Source organism: Acidobacteriota bacterium, assembly GCA_039028635.1.
Taxonomy (GTDB): Bacteria; Acidobacteriota; Thermoanaerobaculia; order Multivoradales; family JBCCEF01; genus JBCCEF01.
The window spans coordinates 23,369-42,252 of sequence record JBCCHV010000002.1 but is presented as its reverse complement, the minus strand read 5'-3'; the positions used below and the strand labels follow the sequence as shown (position 1 = coordinate 42,252).

Sequence of the window (18,884 nt, the reverse complement as noted above, 5' to 3'; positions counted from 1 at the left end):
GGCTCCGCTTATCCTCCGCGTGCCTAGGGTCGGACTATAGAATCTCCTGCCCGCGGTCTCAGGCTTCGCTCCGCGCCGCCGCCCCCGCAGCCCCTCCGTTGGTGATTGGGTCGGGAGTGGGTGGAGGCGGGGCGTTTAGGGTGGTGGTGGGTAAGAGGTGTGAGTACGGCCGGAGCCGCGTTGGCGGCGGCTCTTCGCTCCGCCGGTCGCCCGCGTGAGATTCCTCAGCCTGCGAGCCGGCCCGCTTCGGGCGGAGCCACAACTCGCCTTCGGCTCAGACAGATGGCTCCGCTTTTCCTGCGCGTGCCTAGGGTCGGCCTGTGAAGGCTTTTGCCCGCGGGCTCAGGCTTCGCTTCCGATCCGCCACCACCGCGGCCCCTCCGGTGGTGGTTCGGTTCCCGAACGGAGGCTGAGGGGGATTCGAGCAACCCCCGATCCCTGGAGCCGCAGGTCTTCGGAGAGTGATGGGTCCGAAAACGCCCACGGCCTCCGGAGGGAGGTCGCGCGAGCCGTAAGGCTCGTCTCGGGGCGCCCGGGCAGGGGTGAGGCCGCACGCCCTGTGCTTGCGGTCGGGCCGCGCAGGCCGAGGAGGGTTGGAACAACCCCTGATCCCTGGAGCCGCAGGTCTTCGGAGAGTGATCGGTCCGAAAACGCTCGCGGCCTCCGGAGGGAGGCCGCGCGAGCCGTAAGGCTCGTCTCGGGGCGCCCAGCCAGGGGGTGAGAGCGAACGACATGTACGTTCGGTCGGGCCGCGCAGGCCGAGGGGGGTTGGAACAACCCTCTGGACTGGTATCGGTCAGTTTCGGAGAGTGAGCGGTCTGAAATCACCCCGTGGCCTCCGAATGGAGGCCGCGCAACGCGGAGCGTTGTCTCGGGGCGCCCGGCCAGGGGGTGAGAGCGGACGACATGTGCGTGCGGTCGGGCCGCGCAGGCCGAGGGGGGCTGGAACAACCCGCTGGACTGGTATCGGTCAGTTTCGGAGAGTGAGCGGTCTGAAATCACCCCGTGGCCTCTGAATGGAGGCCGCGCAACGCGGAGCGTTGTCTCGGGGCGCCCGGCCAGGGGGTGAAGGCCGCACGACATGTGCGTGCGGCCGAGGGGGGTTGGAACAATCCCCCTTAGGAATTACAGCACCGTCTCGCGAACGACTTCTTCGACGGTGGTCAGGCCGTCTTTGATCTTGCGCAGGCCGCTCTGGCGGAGGGAGATCATGCCGTTTTCGATGGCCTTTTCGCGCAGCTCGACGGAGGTTGCGCCGGAGAGGATCATCTCGCGGATGTCGTCGTCGACGCTGAGCACTTCGTAGAGGCCGATGCGGCCCTTGAAGCCGGTGTTGCTGCAGCGCTCGCAGCCCTTGCCGCGGAAGAGCTTGATGCCGGCGAGGTCGTGCTCGGCGAAGCCGATCTCGAGGAGTGCCGCCTTGGGCAGGTCGAGGGGCTCTTTGCAGTAGGTGCAGACCCGGCGGACGAGTCGCTGGGCGACCACCTGGTGGACTGAGGTGGCGACCAGGAAGGGCTCGATGCCCATGTTCATGAGGCGGTTGATCGACGACGGGGCGTCGTTGGTGTGCAGGGTGCTGAGCACGAGGTGGCCGGTCATGGCGGCCTTGATGGCGACCTCGGCGGTCTCGAAGTCGCGGATCTCGCCGACCAGGATGATGTTCGGGTCCTGGCGCAGGAAGGAGCGCAGGGCGGCGGCGAAGTTGAGGCCGATCTGCTCCTTCATCTGGACCTGGTTGATGCCCGGCAGGTTGAACTCCACCGGGTCCTCGGCGGTCATGATGTTGGTTTCCGGCGTGTTGATGCGCTGCAGGGCCGAGTACAGGGTGTTGGTCTTACCGGAACCGGTGGGACCGGTCACCAGCACCATGCCGTAGGGACGCAGGATCGCTTGCTCGAAGACGCGAAGGGACTCGGCCTCGAAGCCGAGCTTCGTCATGTCGAGCATCAGCTTGTCTTTGTCGAGCAGCCGCATGACGATCTTCTCGCCGAAGATCGTCGGCAGCACCGAGACGCGGAAGTCGAGGTCCTTGATCCGGCCGCCGACCTTGGTTTTGATCTTGATGCGGCCGTCCTGCGGCAGGCGCTTCTCGGCGATGTCCAGCTTGGCCATGATCTTGACGCGGCTGGTGATCGCCTCCTTGAGCTTGATCGGCGGGTGCATCATTTCGTAGAGGACGCCGTCGATGCGGTAGCGCACCCGGTAGTCCTTCTCGTAGGGCTCGATATGGATGTCCGAGGCGGCGCGCTTGATGGCGTCCGTCAGGATGATGTTGACCAGCTTGACGACCGGCGCCGTCTCGGACTCCTCTTCGAGGGTGGCGAGGTCGAGATCTTCCTCTTCGTCGAGCACCTCGAGGTCGGCCTCGGCCTCCTCCGTGAGGTCCTCCATCACCTTCTTGAGCTCGATGGCGTGGGTCGAGCCATAGTGCTCTTCGATGGCGGCGCGCAGCGAGATCTCCGACGTCACCACCGGCTCGACGCGGTAGCCGGTCATGAACTTGACGTCGTCCATGGCGAAGACGTTGGTGGGGTCGATCATCGCCAGGGTCACCGTGGCACCGGCTTTGGCGACCGGCAGGATGGTGTATTTGCGGGCGATGTCCGCCGGAATGATCTTGAGGACGGTCTCGTCGATCTCGAGATGGGCGAGATCGACGGAGGGGACGCCGAAGTGCTGGCTGAGCAGGTCGATGAGGTTGGCTTCGCTCAGGAACCCGAGCTTGACCAAGTTGCTCCCCAGGCGGCCGCCTTGAGACTTCTGGGCGGCGAGCGCTTCGTGGAGTTGCTCATCGCTGACTTTTCCCGTCTTGACGAGGAAGTCGCCAAAGCGGTCGAAGGCCGTTCTCGAGCTCGAAGCCATGCTTTGTCCCCTTAGTACCGAAGCCCGCTGCCCCGCACGGGCTCAGAAGAAAGATTCCCTCGGTCCAGTCTAGCAACGCCGCGTTTGGACGGTCAATGTGCTTTGTTTTCAGTCGATTTAGGCAGTGCAACGGGAGTAATAAGAGGCCCTTCGGGGGCCTCCGAGAGGAGCTCCAAGGCGCGCGCCACGACGGTTGCCGGGGGCAGTCGCTCGAGGCGTTGGGCCGGATCTCGGTCGCGACGGTAGGAGAACGAACCCTCTGGCTCGAGGCAGAGGGCGCCTCGAGGATGGCCGTAGGGGCCGTGACGGCGGGGATCGGTGGGGCCGTAGAGCATCAGAACCGGCGTGCCGAGGGCATGGGCGAGGTGGAGAGGCCCGGTGTCGCCGCCGAGGGCGAGGCGGCAACGACGCAGCAGCCAGGCCATGGCCGCCAGGCTGGTCATAGGAGCGACGACGGCGGCCGGCCCGGCGGCCGCGGCGATGGCTTGGGCGAGGGGCTCTTCGCCGGGTCCCGAGGACAGTAGGGTGCGGTGGCCGGCGCGGTCGTGCAGGGCGCTGACGACCTCGGCCCAGCGCTCCGTCGGGTAGTCCTTGCTCGGCCAGCCGGTGCCCGGGTGAAGCAGGAGGAAGGGCTGATCGGCGAGGTTCGCGGCGGTCAGCACATCCTCGCCTTCAGTCTGGCCTCCCGGCAGCAGGTCATGGCTGGCGAAGTCGATCGGTCGAGGCTCGATGCCGAGGGCGGTGAGGGGAGCGAGGGCGTGGTCGACGGCGTGGTCGCCCGCCGGCGTCACCGGATGGTTGATCCACAGTGCGCTCGAGGGCTCGCGGCGATGGCTGCGGGCCAGCCCGATGCGGCGCGGCGCGCCCGACAGCCGGGCGATGGCGCCGCCCTTGTGGTTGCCCATCAATTCGAGGGCGATGTCGGCTCGAAAGGCCCGCAGGCGCTGGTAGAAGTCCCGCCAGGCTCGTCGCTGGGGGTTGTGCCAGGGCCGGCGTCGCCAGGTGCGCAAGCGAACCTCGAGGCGCTCGTCGATGGCCGGAAGATCGATCAGGGGAGCCATCGGCGCTTCCACCACCCAGGCGATCTTGGCCGCCGGCTGGGCGCGGCGCAGGGCCATCAGGGTGGGCAGGGAGTGGACGATGTCGCCGAGGGCGCTGGTCCGGATGATGAGAATGCGAGGCGGCGCGGTCACCGGCGATTCCTGGCTCGAGCTCGCTTAAGGCAGCGAGCGGACCTTCGAGATGAGGTCGCTGGTGGCGTGATCTTTGGGGTCGCCCACCAGTCGGGTCTCACCCCCGTAGGCCTTCACCGTGGCGTACTCCGGGACCCGTTCCGGGGTGCCGTAGTCGGGCCCCTTGCAGTGCACGTCCGGGCGCAGGCGGGCGAGCAGTGGCGCCGGACTGTCGCCGTCGAAGATCACCACGAAGTCGACTGGCTCGAGGGCGGCGAGAAGCTCGGCCCTTTCCGCTGCCGGAACGATCGGCCGTCCCGCTCCCTTGAGGCGGGCGACGGAAGCGTCGTCGTTGATCGCCACCACCAGGGCGTCGCCCTGGCTGCGGGCGTCGCGCAGGTAGCGCAGGTGACCGACGTGCAGAAGGTCGAAGTGGCCGTTGGCGAAGGCGACTCGCCGGCCTCGCTGGCGCAGCCCTTCGAGCTCGCCGGCGAGCTCTTCGGTGGCGATCACGCGTCCCATTGCAGGGCCTCGAGAAGTTGCGAGTTCTGGCTCACCGCCTCGCGCAGCTCGTCCGGGTGAACGACGGCGGTGCCCATCTTCATCACCACCACGCCGCCGGCATAGTTGGCGAGAACGGCGCCTTGTGCCGGTGTGGCGCCGGCGGCGAGGGCGAGGGCGAAGGTGCCGATCACGGTGTCGCCGGCGCCGGTGACGTCGGCCACTTGATCGGTACCGTGGACCGGCAGGTGAAGGGCGCGTTCGGCTTCGAACAAGGTCATGCCGCGGGAACCGCGGGTGATCAGGAGCCAGCGCGCGGCCAGCACATCGCGCAGCCGGCGTCCGTTGGCGACCAGCGTCGGGCGATCTTCGCCGAGGCTGTCGCCGAGCAGGGCGCAGGCTTCCTCTTCATTGGGGGTGGCGCCGTCGATACCGCGGTGCTGATCGAGGCGAAAGCGGCTGTCGCAGAGTAGCTGACAGTCGCTTCCCAGGCTTTGGCGCAAGCGCGGCGTGCGCTGCGGGTCGACGGCGCCGTAGCCGTAGTCGCTGAGCACGGCGACCGCCGGTCCTTGGGCGGCGACGGTGGCGAGGTGAGCGTCGAGGGCGGCACGGGCACTCTCGTCGGGCACGAAGTCCTGCTCGATGTCGAAGCGCACGATCTGCTGCTTGATGCCGTGGGGATCTCCCCCCAGGACCCGGGTTTTGGTGGGGGTGGCGTAATCCCGCTGGATGTGAATCGTATCGGTGGCGATGCCGACCTCGCGCAGGGCCTCCAGCAGATCTCGGCCGTTGGCGTCGTCGCCCACCACTCCCACCACTCGGGGGACACCGCCGAGGGCGGCGACGTTGGCGGCGGCGTTGGCACCGCCGCCGGGGGCGAGATGCTCGCCCTCGTGGCGCAGGATGAGGACCGGTGCCTCGCGGCTGATGCGCTTCGGCGAGCCGGTGATGAAGCGATCCGCCACCAGGTCGGCGAAAAGCGCCACCGGCCGATCGGCCATGCGGTCGACGATCGCCAACAACGAGTCGGCGGTGATGGGCTCTCGGTCTGTGGGCATAGGGGCCGCCAGATCTTACACCTCCGACGGTTCCGGCGGGATCTCACGGCGGGACGGATCGGGGGCCGAGATCGGGGTGCGATGGCCGGGAGAGTCTTCCCCGGGGGGAGAGAATTCCCAGGGAATATTTCAAATTCGAATGAGATACTGACGAGTGAATGTGTCGCTTTGGGGATGTCGCCCCGTCAGGACGGCACATAGCTGTGTCGGTCCGTCCTCTCTGAGGGACGGTCGAGGCCAGGAAACACAGCCGTTGTAACGATTATCACGCCCCTTCATCCGTTGGCATCGGATGTGCGTATGAAATGGGCATGAGCTTGGCTACTAGGAACGCGGGGGACACCATGACGAATCAAGCCGCAATCAGGCACCAGCGAGGTTGGGACTTCGAGGTCGCGGCCATGCCCTTCGTGGATGCGCTTTTCAATACGGCCTACCGCATGACTCGCAACGCCGAGGACGCGGAGGATCTGGTCCAGGAGACCTACCTCAAGGCCTACAAGTACTACGACAAGTTCGAAGAGGGCACCAACTTCAAGGCGTGGCTCTTCAAGATCATGAAGAACACGTTCATCAACAACTACCGCAAGAAGCAGCAGGCGCCGCCGCAGAGCGACTTTGCGGACATCGAGGAGTCCTTCGAGACGCAGGTCAACGAAGATCTGTCGCCGCGCACCAAGGACCCCGAGCAGGAGCTGCTCGAGAATGTCCTCGATCAGGATCTCCAGCGCGCCCTCGACGACCTGCCGCCGGACTACCGCATGGTGGTCTTGCTCGCCGATCTCGAAGGCTTTGCCTACAAGGAGATCGCCGAGATCCTCGAAGTCCCAGTGGGCACGGTGATGAGCCGCCTCTACCGCGGGCGCCGACTGCTCGAATCGGCCATGCTCAAGTATGCTCGCGAGCACGGCTATCTGCGCCAGGGCGAACCGGCGAAGATGCGCAGCCGCGACGAGAAGCCTTCCTGAGACGTCTTCGGAATTTCACTTCGGGACGCTTTGGTTTAGGCTTCTCGAGGTCGAGATGGACAAGAACGAGGTCGACGGGGTTCGACGCGTGGAGGTCGCGGGATGAGCCGAGGGCTGAGTTGCCAACGGGTGGCCGAGATGATCTACCTCTTTTTCGACAACGAGATGGACGGCGATCTCCGGGTCTCCTTCGAAGAGCACATCGACTACTGTGCCCCCTGCGCCGAGCAAGTGCAGTACACCCGTCGGGTTCTGCTGACGGTGCGACGCCGTTGCGTGCGTCGCTGCGCGCCCCGCAGCTTGCGGGACCGCATTCTCGAGCGAATGGAGCATCGCCGCGCCATGACGCGGCCGGGGCCCTGATTCCTCGATCACGAACTGAAGGGAGGTTGCCATGAGCCGAAACATCGTACGGGTCGGAATCCTGCTGATCCTTGCGCTGGCGGTCGGTGTCCTTCCGCTGTCGGCGCAGGAGCTGCGCCTCGAGGGGCTCGGTGGCGAAGCGCTGCGCGAGGCCGACCTCGACGGCAAGCGCACCATCATCGTCTTTTGGGCCTCGTGGTCGCCCCGCGGGCGGGACGTGGTGGATCGGGTCAACGGCATCGCCGACCAGTGGGCCGGCAAGGCCCGCGTGATCACCGTCAACTTTCAGGAAGATCCGGCGACGGTGCGGCAGTTTCTCGCCGGCAAGGGGCTGAAAGTGCCGGTTTTTCTCGATGCTGATGCCTCCTTCTCGAAGAAGTACTCGCGCCCGGACTTGCCAGCCTTGGTGGTCCTCGATGGCCGCAAGCCGCTGCTCAAGGTTCGGATGCCGGCCGATCCCAATGCCGAGCTCTCCCGCGTGCTCGGTTGATCGTCTGAGTCTCGAATAAGAAAACCAGCGCGAATTCAGTCCGCGCGGACGCTCGGCTCCTCTCTTGGATCAGGAGAGGAGCGAGCTGCGTGCTGCCTCGCGGCCGGGATCGCCGGTGCCGCGCGGGAGCCCCTGGTTCCAAGGCCGGTGTGTCCGATGTTCCGGACAGCGGTTGCCTCGCTGCTTCTTTTGTCTTACGATGCAGGCGAAAATGTCGATCAAATAAGGGATTTTCGTAGATACCGATCGATTCATGACGCGTCGCCCTCAGATCTCCGTCCTGCGCTGGGCTCTCCCTCTGGCTCTACTCGCCGTGGCCCTGGTGCTGATGCTGTCGCAGCGACGTCTCACCGAGTTTGCGCAGTCGCCCTTTCCGCTGCCGAATCCGCTGCCCTTCGACGAGGCCCTGGCCGGCCTCGATCCACTGCCCTTGCCGGCGGTCGATGGCTCGGCGATTCCGTTGCGCGTGACGATGGAGTCCGGAGACACCCTCGGCGGTTTGCTGCAGAGCACCGGGCTCGAGGCGTCGGAGGCGTCGGGAGCGATCCTCGCTCTCGAGGAGTACCTCGACGTGCGACGCCTGCGCCCGGGACAGGCGGTCTCCTATTACCTGGGGGCCGATTCGCGACCGGAACGCCTGACGATGCGGATCGGCGACAGCGGCAAGGTGCACCTGGCGCGGGCTTCGGAAGGATGGGCGACCACCTGGACACCGTTCGAGCGGCGCGTCGAAACGCGCGCCATTCGGGGCGAGCTCGAGGGGGCCCTGGAGAGCGCCATCGTGGCCAGCGGTGGAGTCGGCAAGCTGTCCTTCAAGATGGCCGAAGTGCTGCAGTGGGATCTCGACTTCAACCGTGATCTGCGGGTGGGAGACGAGTTCGAGGTGCTGTTCGAAGAGGTCTACCTCGACGGTCGCTACCACGGTCTGGGCAACGTCTTGGCGCTGAGCTACCAGAACGGTGGCCGCACCCTCGAGGCCTTTCGCTACGGCTCCGGCGACGGGGGCTATTACGGTCCCGACGGACGTCCCCTCGAGAAGATGTTCCTGCGTTCGCCGCTGCGCTACTCGCGGGTCACCTCGCGCTTCAATTTGCGGCGCTTCCATCCGGTCCTGAAAAAGTACCGGCCGCACTACGGTGTCGATTACGGCACCCCGGTGGGAACGCCGGTGCGGGCGACGGCGAGCGGGGTGGTGACCTTCGCCGGCTGGAACAAGGGTGGTGGCAAGGTGGTCAAGGTGCGCCACGCCAACCGCTACTTGACCGCCTACCTGCACCTGTCGCGCTTCGCCAAGGGGGTCGCTCCCGGCCGCCGCGTCGAGCAGGGCGAGGTGATCGCCTATTCGGGCAATACGGGTTTGAGCTCCGGACCCCATCTCGACTACCGGGTGCAGAAGAACGGTCGCTGGATCGATCCCCTCTCGCTGCGCAATGTGCCGGCGCAGCCGATTGCGGTGGCCGAGCTCGATCAGTTCTACGCCTGGCGTGATCGTTGTCGCGACAGCCTGGAGCGCGGAGTGGGCCTGGGCTCGGCTCCGCTGCCGGACACGGTGGTGGCCGCCGAGAGTGCGCCGCCGCCGTCGCGCTCCGTGTCGACGGCCACCGCCGGACGCTGATCCCCGACATGTCCGAATCTGCAGGGACGCCGGTTTCGGCGCGCGCCTGGTGCCGTGTCGATCTCGCCGGTGGCACCCTCGATCTCTGGCCGCTGGGACTCCTCCATCCAGGCTCCCGCACCGTCAACTTGGCAATCGATGTGGCCGTCTCGGTGACGCTGCGCCCCCGGGCGGAGGGGTTCCGGGTGCGGCAGGGAGACGACGAAGCGATCGCCGACTCGGTGACCGAGCTCAAGGCTCTGCCGGGGGCCGCCCTCGCCGGGTTGGTCTTCGAGGCCCTCGAGGTGCCGGGGGCGGAGGTCGAGATCGAGAGCGGCTCACCGCGCGGCGGCGGGCTCGGTGCGAGCTCGGCTCTGGCCGTGGCGCTGATTACGGCGGGCGATCGGCTGCGCGCCGGGCGCCGCCGTCTGCCGGCCGAGACGGTGGCGATCGCCCGCGATCTCGAAGCGGCCTTGATGGAGCTTCCGACCGGCATTCAAGATCACTACCCGGCCTTGCTCGGCGGTGCCCTCGAGATCACCTTCCGTCCCGGCAGTCATCGCGCTCGCAAGCTCGCCGTCGATCTCGAGGCCTTGGGGCGCTGTCTGGTGGTGGCCTACAGCGGGCAGAGCCATTTCTCGGCCGGCAACAACTGGCAGATCATTCGCCGCCGGCTCGAGGGTGACCGAGAAGTCGTGGAGCGGTTCGCCGCCATCTCGCGGGTTGCCGAGGAGCTAGCGCCGGCCCTCGAAGCCGGTGACCTTCCCCGGGTCGGCGAGCTGATGAGTGCCGAGTGGGCCCAGCGCCGCGGACTTGCCGATGGCATTTCGACGCCGACTCTGGAAGCCTTGCTCGAGGCCGCCGGCGCCGCCGGCGCCTGGGGCGGCAAGGCCTGCGGGGCGGGCGGAGGAGGGTGCCTGGCGGTGTTGGCGCCGGAGGAGCGGCGTCGAGCGGTGATGGCCGCCCTCGAAGCGGCCGGAGCGACGCTCCTGCCGGCGGCCCCGGCGGGAGAGCCCCTCATCCTGAAAGACCTCTCTTCTGCGACGTAGGGCACCGCTGGAAAACGGAGGGTGCCGTGGTTGCCGTGGGTGCAGCTCCGCCGAGCGGGCTTGCCGCCGCCGTCGCGTTGTCGGGGGTGCCTCGCGAGGCACCCCCGGTGGCGGAGGAAACTGAGCTACTGGCGGTTGTCGACGCGGTTCTCGAGCAGAGCGCGAACGCTCTCGACACCGCCGTCTTCCCCGAGGTGATAAACCGGGTTCCAGCCTTCGGCGACGGTCTCCCGGAAGAAGACGTTGCCTTCGTTCTCCCATGCGATCAGGAAGTGCTCGCCGCTGCTCGACAGGTAGATGGCGAGGTTCTCCGAGCCGACCTCCGGAAGCGGACGCTGGGCTGTCGGGCGGACGCGCAGATGAAGCGAGATGGGGCCGATGTCGGCGTTGATGCGGGCACCGACATCGATCAGCTGATGGCGGGTGCCTTCGGCCACCGCCACGACATCCAGCTCGGTCCACTGGACCGCCGCCTCGAGCATGTGGCGGTACGCCCCCTGGGCGAGGCCTTCGACGTTGCACTGCGGCCCACAGCCTCGCGCCATGACGTAGGCTTCGACCTGGTCCGCCAGTCCCTGGAGGAGGTCCTGATGCAGACGGGCGCCGACATCGATGAGCTGGTGACGCGTGCTGCCGACCAGCACCGAGAGGCTCGTGGGATCGCTGAGGTCGAGGCTCTCGCCGACCTGGACGATGGTCTCGCGCACGATTTCGGCGAGATGGCTGAGCTCGCCCGGCAGCACGCGGAAGTCCATCGACGTGAGCTGACCGGACACCGGATCGACGAAGGCCACGACCACCGTACCGGCATTGGTGCCCGGTCGTACGGTCGGCGTCTGGAGGAGCTTGCTCGACACCGGGGTCTCGCTGACCGGGCGATCATCCGGTAGATAGTCCACCGGCTGGTAAATGGCGTGGGCGCCGAGGTAGAGACCCTCCTCGAGGACCACCGGAGCGTAGTGAATCTGGGTGCCTTGGTTGACCAGGGTCTCGGACCACACGACGTGCAGCAGGGTGCGCTCTTGGACCGTGCGGGTGTCGTCGTCGTGCAGAATCTCGTAGGAATCTCGGGTCACCGTCAGGCGAGAGGTCGAGCGGTCGACCGTGCGGAGGTTCGAGACCAGCACGTTGGCGCCCCAGGACTGACCGCCGAAGGTGGCGAGAATCAGCTTGTTGGTAGCGCCTCGGCTCTCCCACAGGACGTGGACGTTGTCCGAGATCACCAGGCGGGGATGGTTTTCGAGCTGGGGGCCGGCCGATCCCGGAACCAGCACCGTGCGCACGACGCCGTCGTGCTGGGTCACCCGCAGGGCGAGAACCTGGTTCTCGGGCGGAGCGATTTCGCCGCCGGGGAAAATGTCACCGTAGCGGCCGTGAAGGATTTGGTAGAGCGTGCCATCGGCGCCGAGGGCACGGCTGGTGGGCTGTTCGGCGGCAGCGGTGCCGGCGAACAGGACAAGGCCTAGAAGCAGAATCGTGAAGTAGAACCGGCGCATGTCATCAGGCCCTCAAGTTGATCATCTTGCGGACGTCGATCGCGAACAGGAACTCGGTGAGAAAGGGCAGGTCCGGGAAGTAGCGCTGCAGGCGATCAAAGCAATCCCGGGCGTCGGCTTCGAGGCCGAGCAGATTGGCCGCCTCGCCAAGCAGGTAAAGGGAGTTCTTGAGCACGTCGAGGTCGCCCAGCTTCTCGGCCAGCTCGAGGGCGCGATGGCCGTGGCGCCAGGCGTGGCGGTAGCGCGACACCTCGAGGTGAGCGAAGCAGAGGTCGAGGTGGGCGACCATCAAGGCGCGCTCCGCGCCGGTGCGCCGGAACACTCGCAGGCTGCGGAAGAGCAGGTCGAAACCGGCGAAGTGGCGGCCCAAGGAGATGTACGAGTAGCCGAGATTGCCCCAGATCATGGCGCGCCGCAGCTCCGGGGCGTCGGCCTGGGCGGAGAGGGCGTTCTCGTACTCCATGGCGGCTTCTTCGAAGCGGCTCTCGGCGATCAGCAGGTTGCCCATCAGGTTGTGGCTCGAGGCGCGCCATTCGGGCTCCGGCGACTCCAGCTTGACCAGCTCGCCGCGGGCGATGCGGGCGTAGAGCAGGGCCTTCTTGCGGTCCTTGCGGATTTCGTAGATGCGGGCCACGTTGTAGGCCGCCAGACGCCGATTGACGGTGTTCGAAGAGCTGCTCAGGATCTCGCGCAGGGAGCGCAGCACCTCGTCGCCTCGGCCGAGGGAGATGAGGACGGCGCTGCGGTTGCAGAAGGAGCGATCGACCAACTCGCGCTCGCCCAGCTCTTGGGCGACCTGCCAAGACTCCTCATAGAGCTCGAGGGCCTCTTCGAGGCGTCCAGCCTCGAGGGCGGTGCCGGCCTCCTCCCGCAGATTCTGATAACAACTCATGGGATCGCTTTGCGTCATGGGCGGGCTCCGTGGGTGTCTCGGTGGCGTTCCGTGAAAATCGTCGTGAGGGATTCGAGGCGGTCTGGAAGGCAGGTCGTCGGGCGATTGCGGACCGGTCAGCTCACCGAATGTCGGAAAGCGACGAATTCTTCGATCTCGTGTTCGTCGCCTTGGCGTTTCGTCTTTCGTTCCCGTCGTGCGCGTCTCGGTTCACGTTCGGCGTCCGCAACCAGCTCCGGCAAACCCACGCCGAGCTCGCGGGCGATCGAAGCCAGGGTATCGAGAGCGATGCGGAAGCCTCCCTTTTCCATTCGCACGAGATCGGCAGTTTGGATGCCGACTCGAGCTGCCAATTCGGCGGGCTGGAGACCGCGCTCCTTGCGCAGCCGGCGAAGGGTGCGACCGAAAAGCTCGATCTGGCCCGAATCGGGGCCTACCGCCATGGCTTCTTCTCAAAGACCCGGGACGATCGCCGGAGCGGTCCCGGAGCCGGTCAACGATGGCGCGCGCGCTCTTCGAGAATCGAATGGGCGCGGGCGCGATCGATGGTGTCGTCGAAGGTCAGGTTGCGGGGACCGCTCCAACCCTCGGGCCGGGTTTCGATGTAGCGGACGCTGTTCTCGTCGTCCGCCGCGATCAGTAGCTCGTCACCATCGGCCGACCCATAGAGCACCGGCTCCAGGCCGTCCTCGAGCTCGGGAGCTGCCCAGTCGGCGATCGGCAGCAAGCGAATCAGGTGATTGCCGTGGGGCACCTCGCCGAGGGACACCTCGAGGAAGGTGGCCGGAAGGGAGTTGGAGCGCTCCATGCCGGGGCGTGACATCCGAGCCCCGATCTCGATGATGTGGGAGCGGGCCGTTTCCGCCAGCGATTCGATCTCGAGGCTGTCTCCGGCGTCGCCGAGGGCGAGGATCTCGTCGCGCGTCTGGTCGGCGAGGAAGCGGGCGAAGCGCGGCTCGACGTCGAGGCGGGCTCCGATCTCGATGATGTGGGAGCGGGCGGCGCTGCTGATCGATTGGATTCCGCCGCCGCCGTGAGCTCCGATCTCGATGATGTGGGAGCGGGCGGCGTCTCCGATGCCGACGATCTCACCGGGCACGACGTCGAGCTCGAAGCTGACCACGCGGTCGCTGCGCGGATTGGCGAAGATCGCCGTCAGGCTGGCTTCGTCGCGGCCCGGCTGCAGGTTCGGGTAGCGCGCCAAGCGCGCCGCCAGTCCGGCCCCCTCGCCGTCCGCCGCCGGGTCGAAGTCGTTGAGCTCGATGGTCGGGGGGCTGTCCGACGGGAAGCTGCCATCGATCAGAGTGACCGGAGCGTAGAGCACTTTGTCGCCGTCACCGGTCTCCTCCCACCAGGTGAGGTGGAGGATGGTGCGGTGCTGCAGGCGAGTGCCGCCGTCCTCGGCCGGCACCATGTACTCGTCGCGGGTGATCTGGAGCTTGGGAGCGCCCTTGGGGCTGAAGCGATTGCCCTGGATGGTCACCACCGGTGACCATGCGCCATCCTTCAAGCCGACCAGCTTGAGGCTGGGATGGATGTAGTTCTTCCAGCTCTCCCAGATCAAGAACACCGTGCCGCTGGCGTCTTCGAAGAAGAGTTGTGGATTCTGCTCGAACTCGGGACCCACGGAGTGGGGCACGCCCATGCGGCGGCTGGTGCCGTCGGCGAAGGAGATGTCGACGGCCAGGGCGTTGAACTCGCCGTCGGAGGTGCCGGCGAGACCCGGGAATAGGTTCGAGGCGTTGCCGGAGCGGGCGACGTAGACTTCGCCGTCGATGCCGACGACGGCGTCCTTGGGGCTTGCCAGGAGTGGGCTGGCGAGCAGCAGAGCGAGGGCGGTGAGGGTGCGCAGCTTCATCGTTCTAGGCCTTCAGATTGATGATGCGGCGAACATCGACGGCCGCCAGGAGGTCGCAGAACTGAGCGTCGGGATAGAACTGCTCGAGGCGCTCGAAGCAGTCCCGGCCGGCGCCGCGATCTCCATTCATGGTGTGGGCCTCGCCGAGTAGGTAGAGGGCGTTCTTGATCGACTCGTCGAGGCCGAGATCCTCGGCCAAGGCGAGAGCCCGCTGGCCATGCCCCCGGGCCAGCCGCGGCCGATCGTTCTCGAGCAGCGCGAAGCAGAGGTCGAGGTGGACCGACACCAGAGCCGTGCGCGCCCCCAGGCGGCGCAGCAGGCGAACACTCTCGTAGAGATGACGGAATCCGGTGCGGGTGTCGCCCTCGAGGATCAGGCAGTAGCCGAGATTGTCGAGAATCTGGCCGCGGCGCAGGCTCGGGCCCGGAGCGAGCAGCTCGAGGGCGCTCGAGTAGGCCGCCGTGGCGCGCCGCGAGTAGCTGCGCGCCAGCAGCAGGTCGCCGATCTGGTTGAAGCTCGAGGCGCGCCATTCGGTATTGCCGATGGCTTGCGCGCGGTCGCGGGCCACCTGGGCATAGAACAGGCCCTTGCGGTAGTCCTTGCTGAGCTCGTAGTGGCGGGCGATGTTGTAGGCCGCCAGGAAGCAGTTGGCGGGATCGCCGCCGCGCGGATTGCCGTTGCGCATCAGGATCTGGCGCAGCTGGGGAACTTTGCCGTCCCCGCGGCGCAGCTCGATCTCGACCGCGGCGAGGTTGCAGGAAGCGCGATCGACCAGTGTCGGCCGGGCGATCTGCCGCGCCATCTCGAGGGCGGCCTCGAAGTGGCCGTGGGCGGCTTCGTGATCTCCCGCCGTGATGGCCTTCAGGCCACGCTCGCGGAGGGCTTCGTAGGCGGACTCGAGGGCGGTCACGGATCGACCTCCAGGGCGTAGCCGGCATCGTCTCGCTGGCCGCGCTTGAATGCGATGAACTCTTCGACCTCTCGCTGGGCGTCGTCGTCGAGCTGCCGGAACTGGCGGATCAACTGGACATCGCGAGGTGTGATGGTCTCGTGATTGAGGTCTTCGAAGAACTCGCCGATGCCCATCTTGAACTCGGCGAGGATGCGAAACAGGGTGTCCAGGCTGACCCGGTACTCGCCCTTCTCCATGCGCGACAGATCGGACTGCTGAATGCCGATCCGCGACGACAGCTCGGTCTGCGTCAGCCGACGCTCCTTGCGCAGCTGTCGAATCTTCTGGCCCACCAGTTGGACCTGGCGCGTTTTGGGAAGTGGAGGCATAGGCTCTGAAAGCTCTGGAATCGACTCTAGTTTTGGATATTTCGGTCTATGTCAAATCGGCATAGGTTTTTTGGTGACACGCGCCAGTTTATGGTGCACCGGCTTGGCCTGTCAACTCGAAGAATCTCGCTCCGGACTGGCCTTTCGTGGTAGAAAATCGCGCCCCTCTCCGGCCTTCTCCGGGGAGATCACCGGAGCGATCATGGCCCGCGATCTGTTCTTGCTCAAGGAGCTCGTCAAGCGCGATTTTCAAGGGCGCTATGCGGGCTCCGTCTTGGGCTTTCTCTGGTCGCTGCTGCAGCCCCTCTGGACCCTGATCCTCTTCACCTTCGTGTTCAGCACGGTGATGAAGATCTCGCTGGTGGGCGAGCGCACCGAGAGCTTCGCCGTCTTTCTCTTCGCCGGCCTGCTGCCGTGGCTGGCGGTCCACGAGGGAGTTCTGCGCTCGGCGACGGCGATCACCGACAGCGCCGACCTGGTCAAGAAGCTACGTTTTCCCTCGCAGATCCTGGTGCTGGCGGTGGTGGTGGCGGCTCTGCTTCACCAACTGATCGCTCTCGGCGTCTTTCTGGTGATCTTGGCGGCCACCGGTGCCCTGAGCTGGGTGACCCTGCCGCTGCTGATTCCGGCGATGGCGCTGCAGACCGCCATCGCCCTTGGCCTGGGGCTGCTGTTGGCGGCTCTGCACGTGTTCTTTCGGGATATCCAGCAGATTCTGGGCATGGTGTTCAATGCTTGGTTCTATCTGACGCCGATCGTCTACCCGCTGGATTTGGTGCCGGACTCCTTCGTTGGGTTCCTTCACCTGAATCCCCTGACCCCTTTGGTGGGCCTCTACCGGCATGCCTTGCTCGGGCCGCCGGGCTGGCCGCCGTGGCCGCCGTTGATCGGTCTGACCGTCTTCGCCGTGCTTCTCCTGGGCTTGGGCGGTTGGGTGTTCCGCCGTCTCAGGGGCGCCTTCGTCGATGAGATCTGACCCGTGATCGGTGCCTTCGGGGGAAGCTGGCGCGGCCCTTGCTTCAAGGGTTTCGGGTTCGATGTTCGATGGCTTCCGTAGAAGTCGGGTCGGGTCGAGCTGATATTTTGAGAATGACTGCCCCGAGAGGAGATTTGGGCCCATGATGCTGCGACCTGACAACCCCCGAGCGCCCTGGCGACTGTTGTTGACGGGCGCCATTCTGGCCCTTCTGTCCGCTTGCTCTCAGGCGCCAGCGCCGAAGACCGTGGCGGAAGCTGCGGGCGACGAGCCGACCGCTGCGGAGCCGGCCACTGAGTCCGCCTCCGCTGAGACCACGGTGCCCACCGAGGAAGAGGAGTTGATTCGCCGCTTCGGCGTCGGTGTCGAGGGCGGCACCGAACGACGCAAGGCGATGGAGCGTGAGGTCAATCAGCCTCCCGATGAGAACTGGCTGAAGGATGAGGCGGGGCGGGAGTATTACCTCAAGTCTCTGCCCAAGGATGCCGAGCGTTGGTACTACGCCGACGATGCCAAGACCAAGGTGCGCTACGGCTACGACTTCTACGAGCTCGAAGAAGAACGCGAGCAGGAGCTCGTCGTGCGAGTCTTCAAGCCGGTGGCGCCCCTCAACATCAAGCTCAAGGACGAGGCGAGGTTCGCGGCTCTGCGGGAGACCTTCCAGCACGAGCTGGTGTCCGACGACCGGCTGCGGTTCAAGAGCTTCGGTTCCGGTCTCCCGGACCAGGGCCAGTGGCGCAACGGTTTCGATATCGCCGATATGGATGGCGATGGCTTCCTCGACGTGGTCCACGGACCGCCGCGCAAAATGGGTGGACTGGGGCCGATCATCTTTCTGGGTGATGGCGCCGGCAACTGGCGGCCCTGGCGCGAGGCCAAGTTTCCCCAGGGACTTTATTCCTATGGCGATGTGGCGGTGGACGACTTCAATCGCGACGGCATCCAGGACGTCGTCTTCGGCCTCCACATCCAGGGGGTGCTGGCGACGGTCGGTGATGGCAAGGGCGGCTTCGTGCCCTGGAGTCGTGGCATCGACATTCAGTTCCCCGGCCGGGGAGACGACGCCAGCGGCTTCTCGTCGCGGGCGGTCACCACGACCGATTGGAATGGCGACCAGCTACCGGACATTCTGGCCTTCGGCGAAGGGCCGCGTCCGCTGAGCGACAACCGTGGCCGTCAGATGGGCTTGGCGGAGTCGGCCTCCTACGGCACCGCCATCTTCATCAATGGTGGCGACGGCACCTGGCAGCGGCTCGATCAGGGGCTCGAGTCGGACCAGATCTTTGGCGACGCCATCGAAGTGGCGCATCTCGATGACGATGGCCGGCCCGACTTCGTGACCTCGTCGAGTACCTATGGCGTGCGCGAGGTGGTCAACCTCGGAGGCGCTGCCGGTGCCTCCTGGGAGGCGGTGAAGGTCGATTCGATTCGCCCCGGCTCCTATGTCCGCTCGATCACCACCGATGACTTCGATGGCGATGGCCGCCGGGATCTGGCCCTTTCCTATCTCACCAAGGTCGATTCCGGTTGGTGGACCGGTATCGACCTGATCTTCAATCGTGGGGGCGACGGTTGGCAGCGGCGCACGATCACGGCGGACGAGAGCAAGAACTCCTACTTCGCCCTCGGTGCCGGCGACCTCGACGGTGACGGCGAGCGCGACCTGGTGGCCCTCACCCGCGACGGCGAGACCCGCGTGTTTCTCGGTGCCGGGGGAGGGGAGATGGTCGAAGAGCTCTCGCCCGAGATCGCCGACGCACCCGGCAAGTGCCGTGGCTACCGGGTCATGCTGCGTGACCTCGATGGCGACGGTCGGGACGAGTTCGTCGAGGCCTTCGCCGGCGAGCCGTCGGGATTCTCCGATCCTGACCGCTGCCCCTCGCGCGGCCTGATGCGGGCCTGGGACTGGGATCCCTCCCTCTAGCGACTGATCTGGCCCCTGCGGCCACAGGGCATTTCGGGGCGATGGCGGTCGCCCCGGTGCCTCTCCAGGGCACTTCCTCGCCCGCGATAAACGCCTTGACAGCCAGGGGTTGCCCCCCTATAGTGCATTGGGCGTATCGCCCCTGCGTTTGTATTTCTATGGTTTGACCGACTTCGGCAGGGGTGGCGCGGCTTAAAACAGGACGCAACTCAGTGGTATACGAGTTACGCAGGAATACACTCTTTTAACAGGAGGTGATGTCGCTCTCTCGGCGCAAGAACAAGACACGAACCCAGGCCTCCGGTGGAACTTCGCCGAGCGTCGGCAAGACCGGTTCCGCCTGGGGGGACAAAAGCTGTAACTTGTTGGTTTTTCAAACTGTAACGTAGATTTGAGGAGA

16 protein-coding genes are annotated in these 18,884 nt (G+C 66.2%); 7 read left to right on the top strand and 9 right to left on the bottom strand.

Annotation, left to right across the window (positions count from 1 at the left end; all coding sequences use genetic code 11):
• Positions 1-1,125: 1,125 nt before the first annotated feature.
• From pilB to AAF604_01345, 4 genes are all read right to left on the bottom strand, one after another.
• Positions 1,126-2,862 carry a type IV-A pilus assembly ATPase PilB gene (gene pilB, locus AAF604_01360; protein MEM7048269.1) on the bottom strand — a complete coding sequence of 579 codons (1,737 nt, stop codon included), beginning with the start codon at positions 2,860-2,862 and terminating at the stop codon, positions 1,126-1,128.
• A gap of 92 nt (positions 2,863-2,954) precedes the next feature.
• The gene (locus AAF604_01355; GenBank protein ID MEM7048268.1) at positions 2,955-4,055 is read right to left on the bottom strand and encodes a glycosyltransferase family 9 protein; all 1,101 of its coding nucleotides are present in this window, start codon (positions 4,053-4,055) and stop codon (positions 2,955-2,957) included.
• A 24-nt stretch (positions 4,056-4,079) separates the two neighbouring features.
• Entirely contained in the window at positions 4,080-4,556 is a 477-nt protein-coding gene (locus tag AAF604_01350; protein ID MEM7048267.1) for an adenylyltransferase/cytidyltransferase family protein, read from the bottom strand.
• On the bottom strand, positions 4,544-5,593 hold the full coding sequence (locus AAF604_01345) for a PfkB family carbohydrate kinase (protein MEM7048266.1): 1,050 nt from the start codon (positions 5,591-5,593) through the stop codon (positions 4,544-4,546). The genes AAF604_01350 and AAF604_01345 overlap by 13 nt, the downstream gene beginning before the upstream one ends.
• A gap of 344 nt (positions 5,594-5,937) precedes the next feature.
• Between AAF604_01345 and AAF604_01340 the strand changes: the two genes are divergently transcribed.
• The 5 genes from AAF604_01340 to AAF604_01320 all read left to right on the top strand — a co-directional run bounded on the left by AAF604_01340 (position 5,938) and on the right by AAF604_01320 (position 10,057).
• Positions 5,938-6,561, top strand: coding sequence for a sigma-70 family RNA polymerase sigma factor (locus AAF604_01340; protein MEM7048265.1), 624 nt, complete (start codon positions 5,938-5,940; stop codon positions 6,559-6,561).
• Between the two features lie 102 nt (positions 6,562-6,663).
• Complete coding sequence (locus tag AAF604_01335; GenBank protein MEM7048264.1) at positions 6,664-6,924, top strand: zf-HC2 domain-containing protein; 261 nt, start codon at positions 6,664-6,666, stop codon at positions 6,922-6,924.
• A gap of 31 nt (positions 6,925-6,955) precedes the next feature.
• The gene (locus AAF604_01330) at positions 6,956-7,414 is read left to right on the top strand and encodes a TlpA disulfide reductase family protein (GenBank protein MEM7048263.1); all 459 of its coding nucleotides are present in this window, start codon (positions 6,956-6,958) and stop codon (positions 7,412-7,414) included.
• Positions 7,415-7,667: 253 nt separating this feature from the next.
• Positions 7,668-9,029, top strand: coding sequence for a peptidoglycan DD-metalloendopeptidase family protein (locus AAF604_01325; GenBank protein MEM7048262.1), 1,362 nt, complete (start codon positions 7,668-7,670; stop codon positions 9,027-9,029).
• Between the two features lie 8 nt (positions 9,030-9,037).
• Positions 9,038-10,057, top strand: coding sequence for a hypothetical protein (locus AAF604_01320; protein ID MEM7048261.1), 1,020 nt, complete (start codon positions 9,038-9,040; stop codon positions 10,055-10,057).
• A 125-nt stretch (positions 10,058-10,182) separates the two neighbouring features.
• On the opposite strand, the gene AAF604_01315 is transcribed toward AAF604_01320, so the two are convergent.
• From AAF604_01315 to AAF604_01295, 5 genes are all read right to left on the bottom strand, one after another.
• Positions 10,183-11,553, bottom strand: coding sequence for a hypothetical protein (locus AAF604_01315; protein MEM7048260.1), 1,371 nt, complete (start codon positions 11,551-11,553; stop codon positions 10,183-10,185).
• Between the two features lie 4 nt (positions 11,554-11,557).
• Complete coding sequence (locus tag AAF604_01310; protein MEM7048259.1) at positions 11,558-12,445, bottom strand: hypothetical protein; 888 nt, start codon at positions 12,443-12,445, stop codon at positions 11,558-11,560.
• 493 nt (positions 12,446-12,938) lie between these two features.
• A complete protein-coding gene (locus AAF604_01305; GenBank protein ID MEM7048258.1) occupies positions 12,939-14,303 on the bottom strand; it encodes a hypothetical protein in 1,365 nt (454 codons plus the stop codon).
• 4 nt (positions 14,304-14,307) lie between these two features.
• On the bottom strand, positions 14,308-15,213 hold the full coding sequence (locus tag AAF604_01300) for a hypothetical protein (protein MEM7048257.1): 906 nt from the start codon (positions 15,211-15,213) through the stop codon (positions 14,308-14,310).
• Positions 15,210-15,584, bottom strand: a complete 375-nt coding sequence (locus tag AAF604_01295; protein MEM7048256.1) for a helix-turn-helix transcriptional regulator — start codon at positions 15,582-15,584, stop codon at positions 15,210-15,212. The genes AAF604_01300 and AAF604_01295 overlap by 4 nt, the downstream gene beginning before the upstream one ends.
• 202 nt (positions 15,585-15,786) lie before the next feature.
• On the opposite strand from AAF604_01295, the gene AAF604_01290 reads away from it, so the two are divergent.
• Entirely contained in the window at positions 15,787-16,560 is a 774-nt protein-coding gene (locus AAF604_01290) for an ABC transporter permease (GenBank protein MEM7048255.1), read from the top strand.
• Between the two features lie 142 nt (positions 16,561-16,702).
• Complete coding sequence (locus AAF604_01285) at positions 16,703-18,484, top strand: VCBS repeat-containing protein (protein MEM7048254.1); 1,782 nt, start codon at positions 16,703-16,705, stop codon at positions 18,482-18,484.
• Positions 18,485-18,884: the final 400 nt, after the last annotated feature.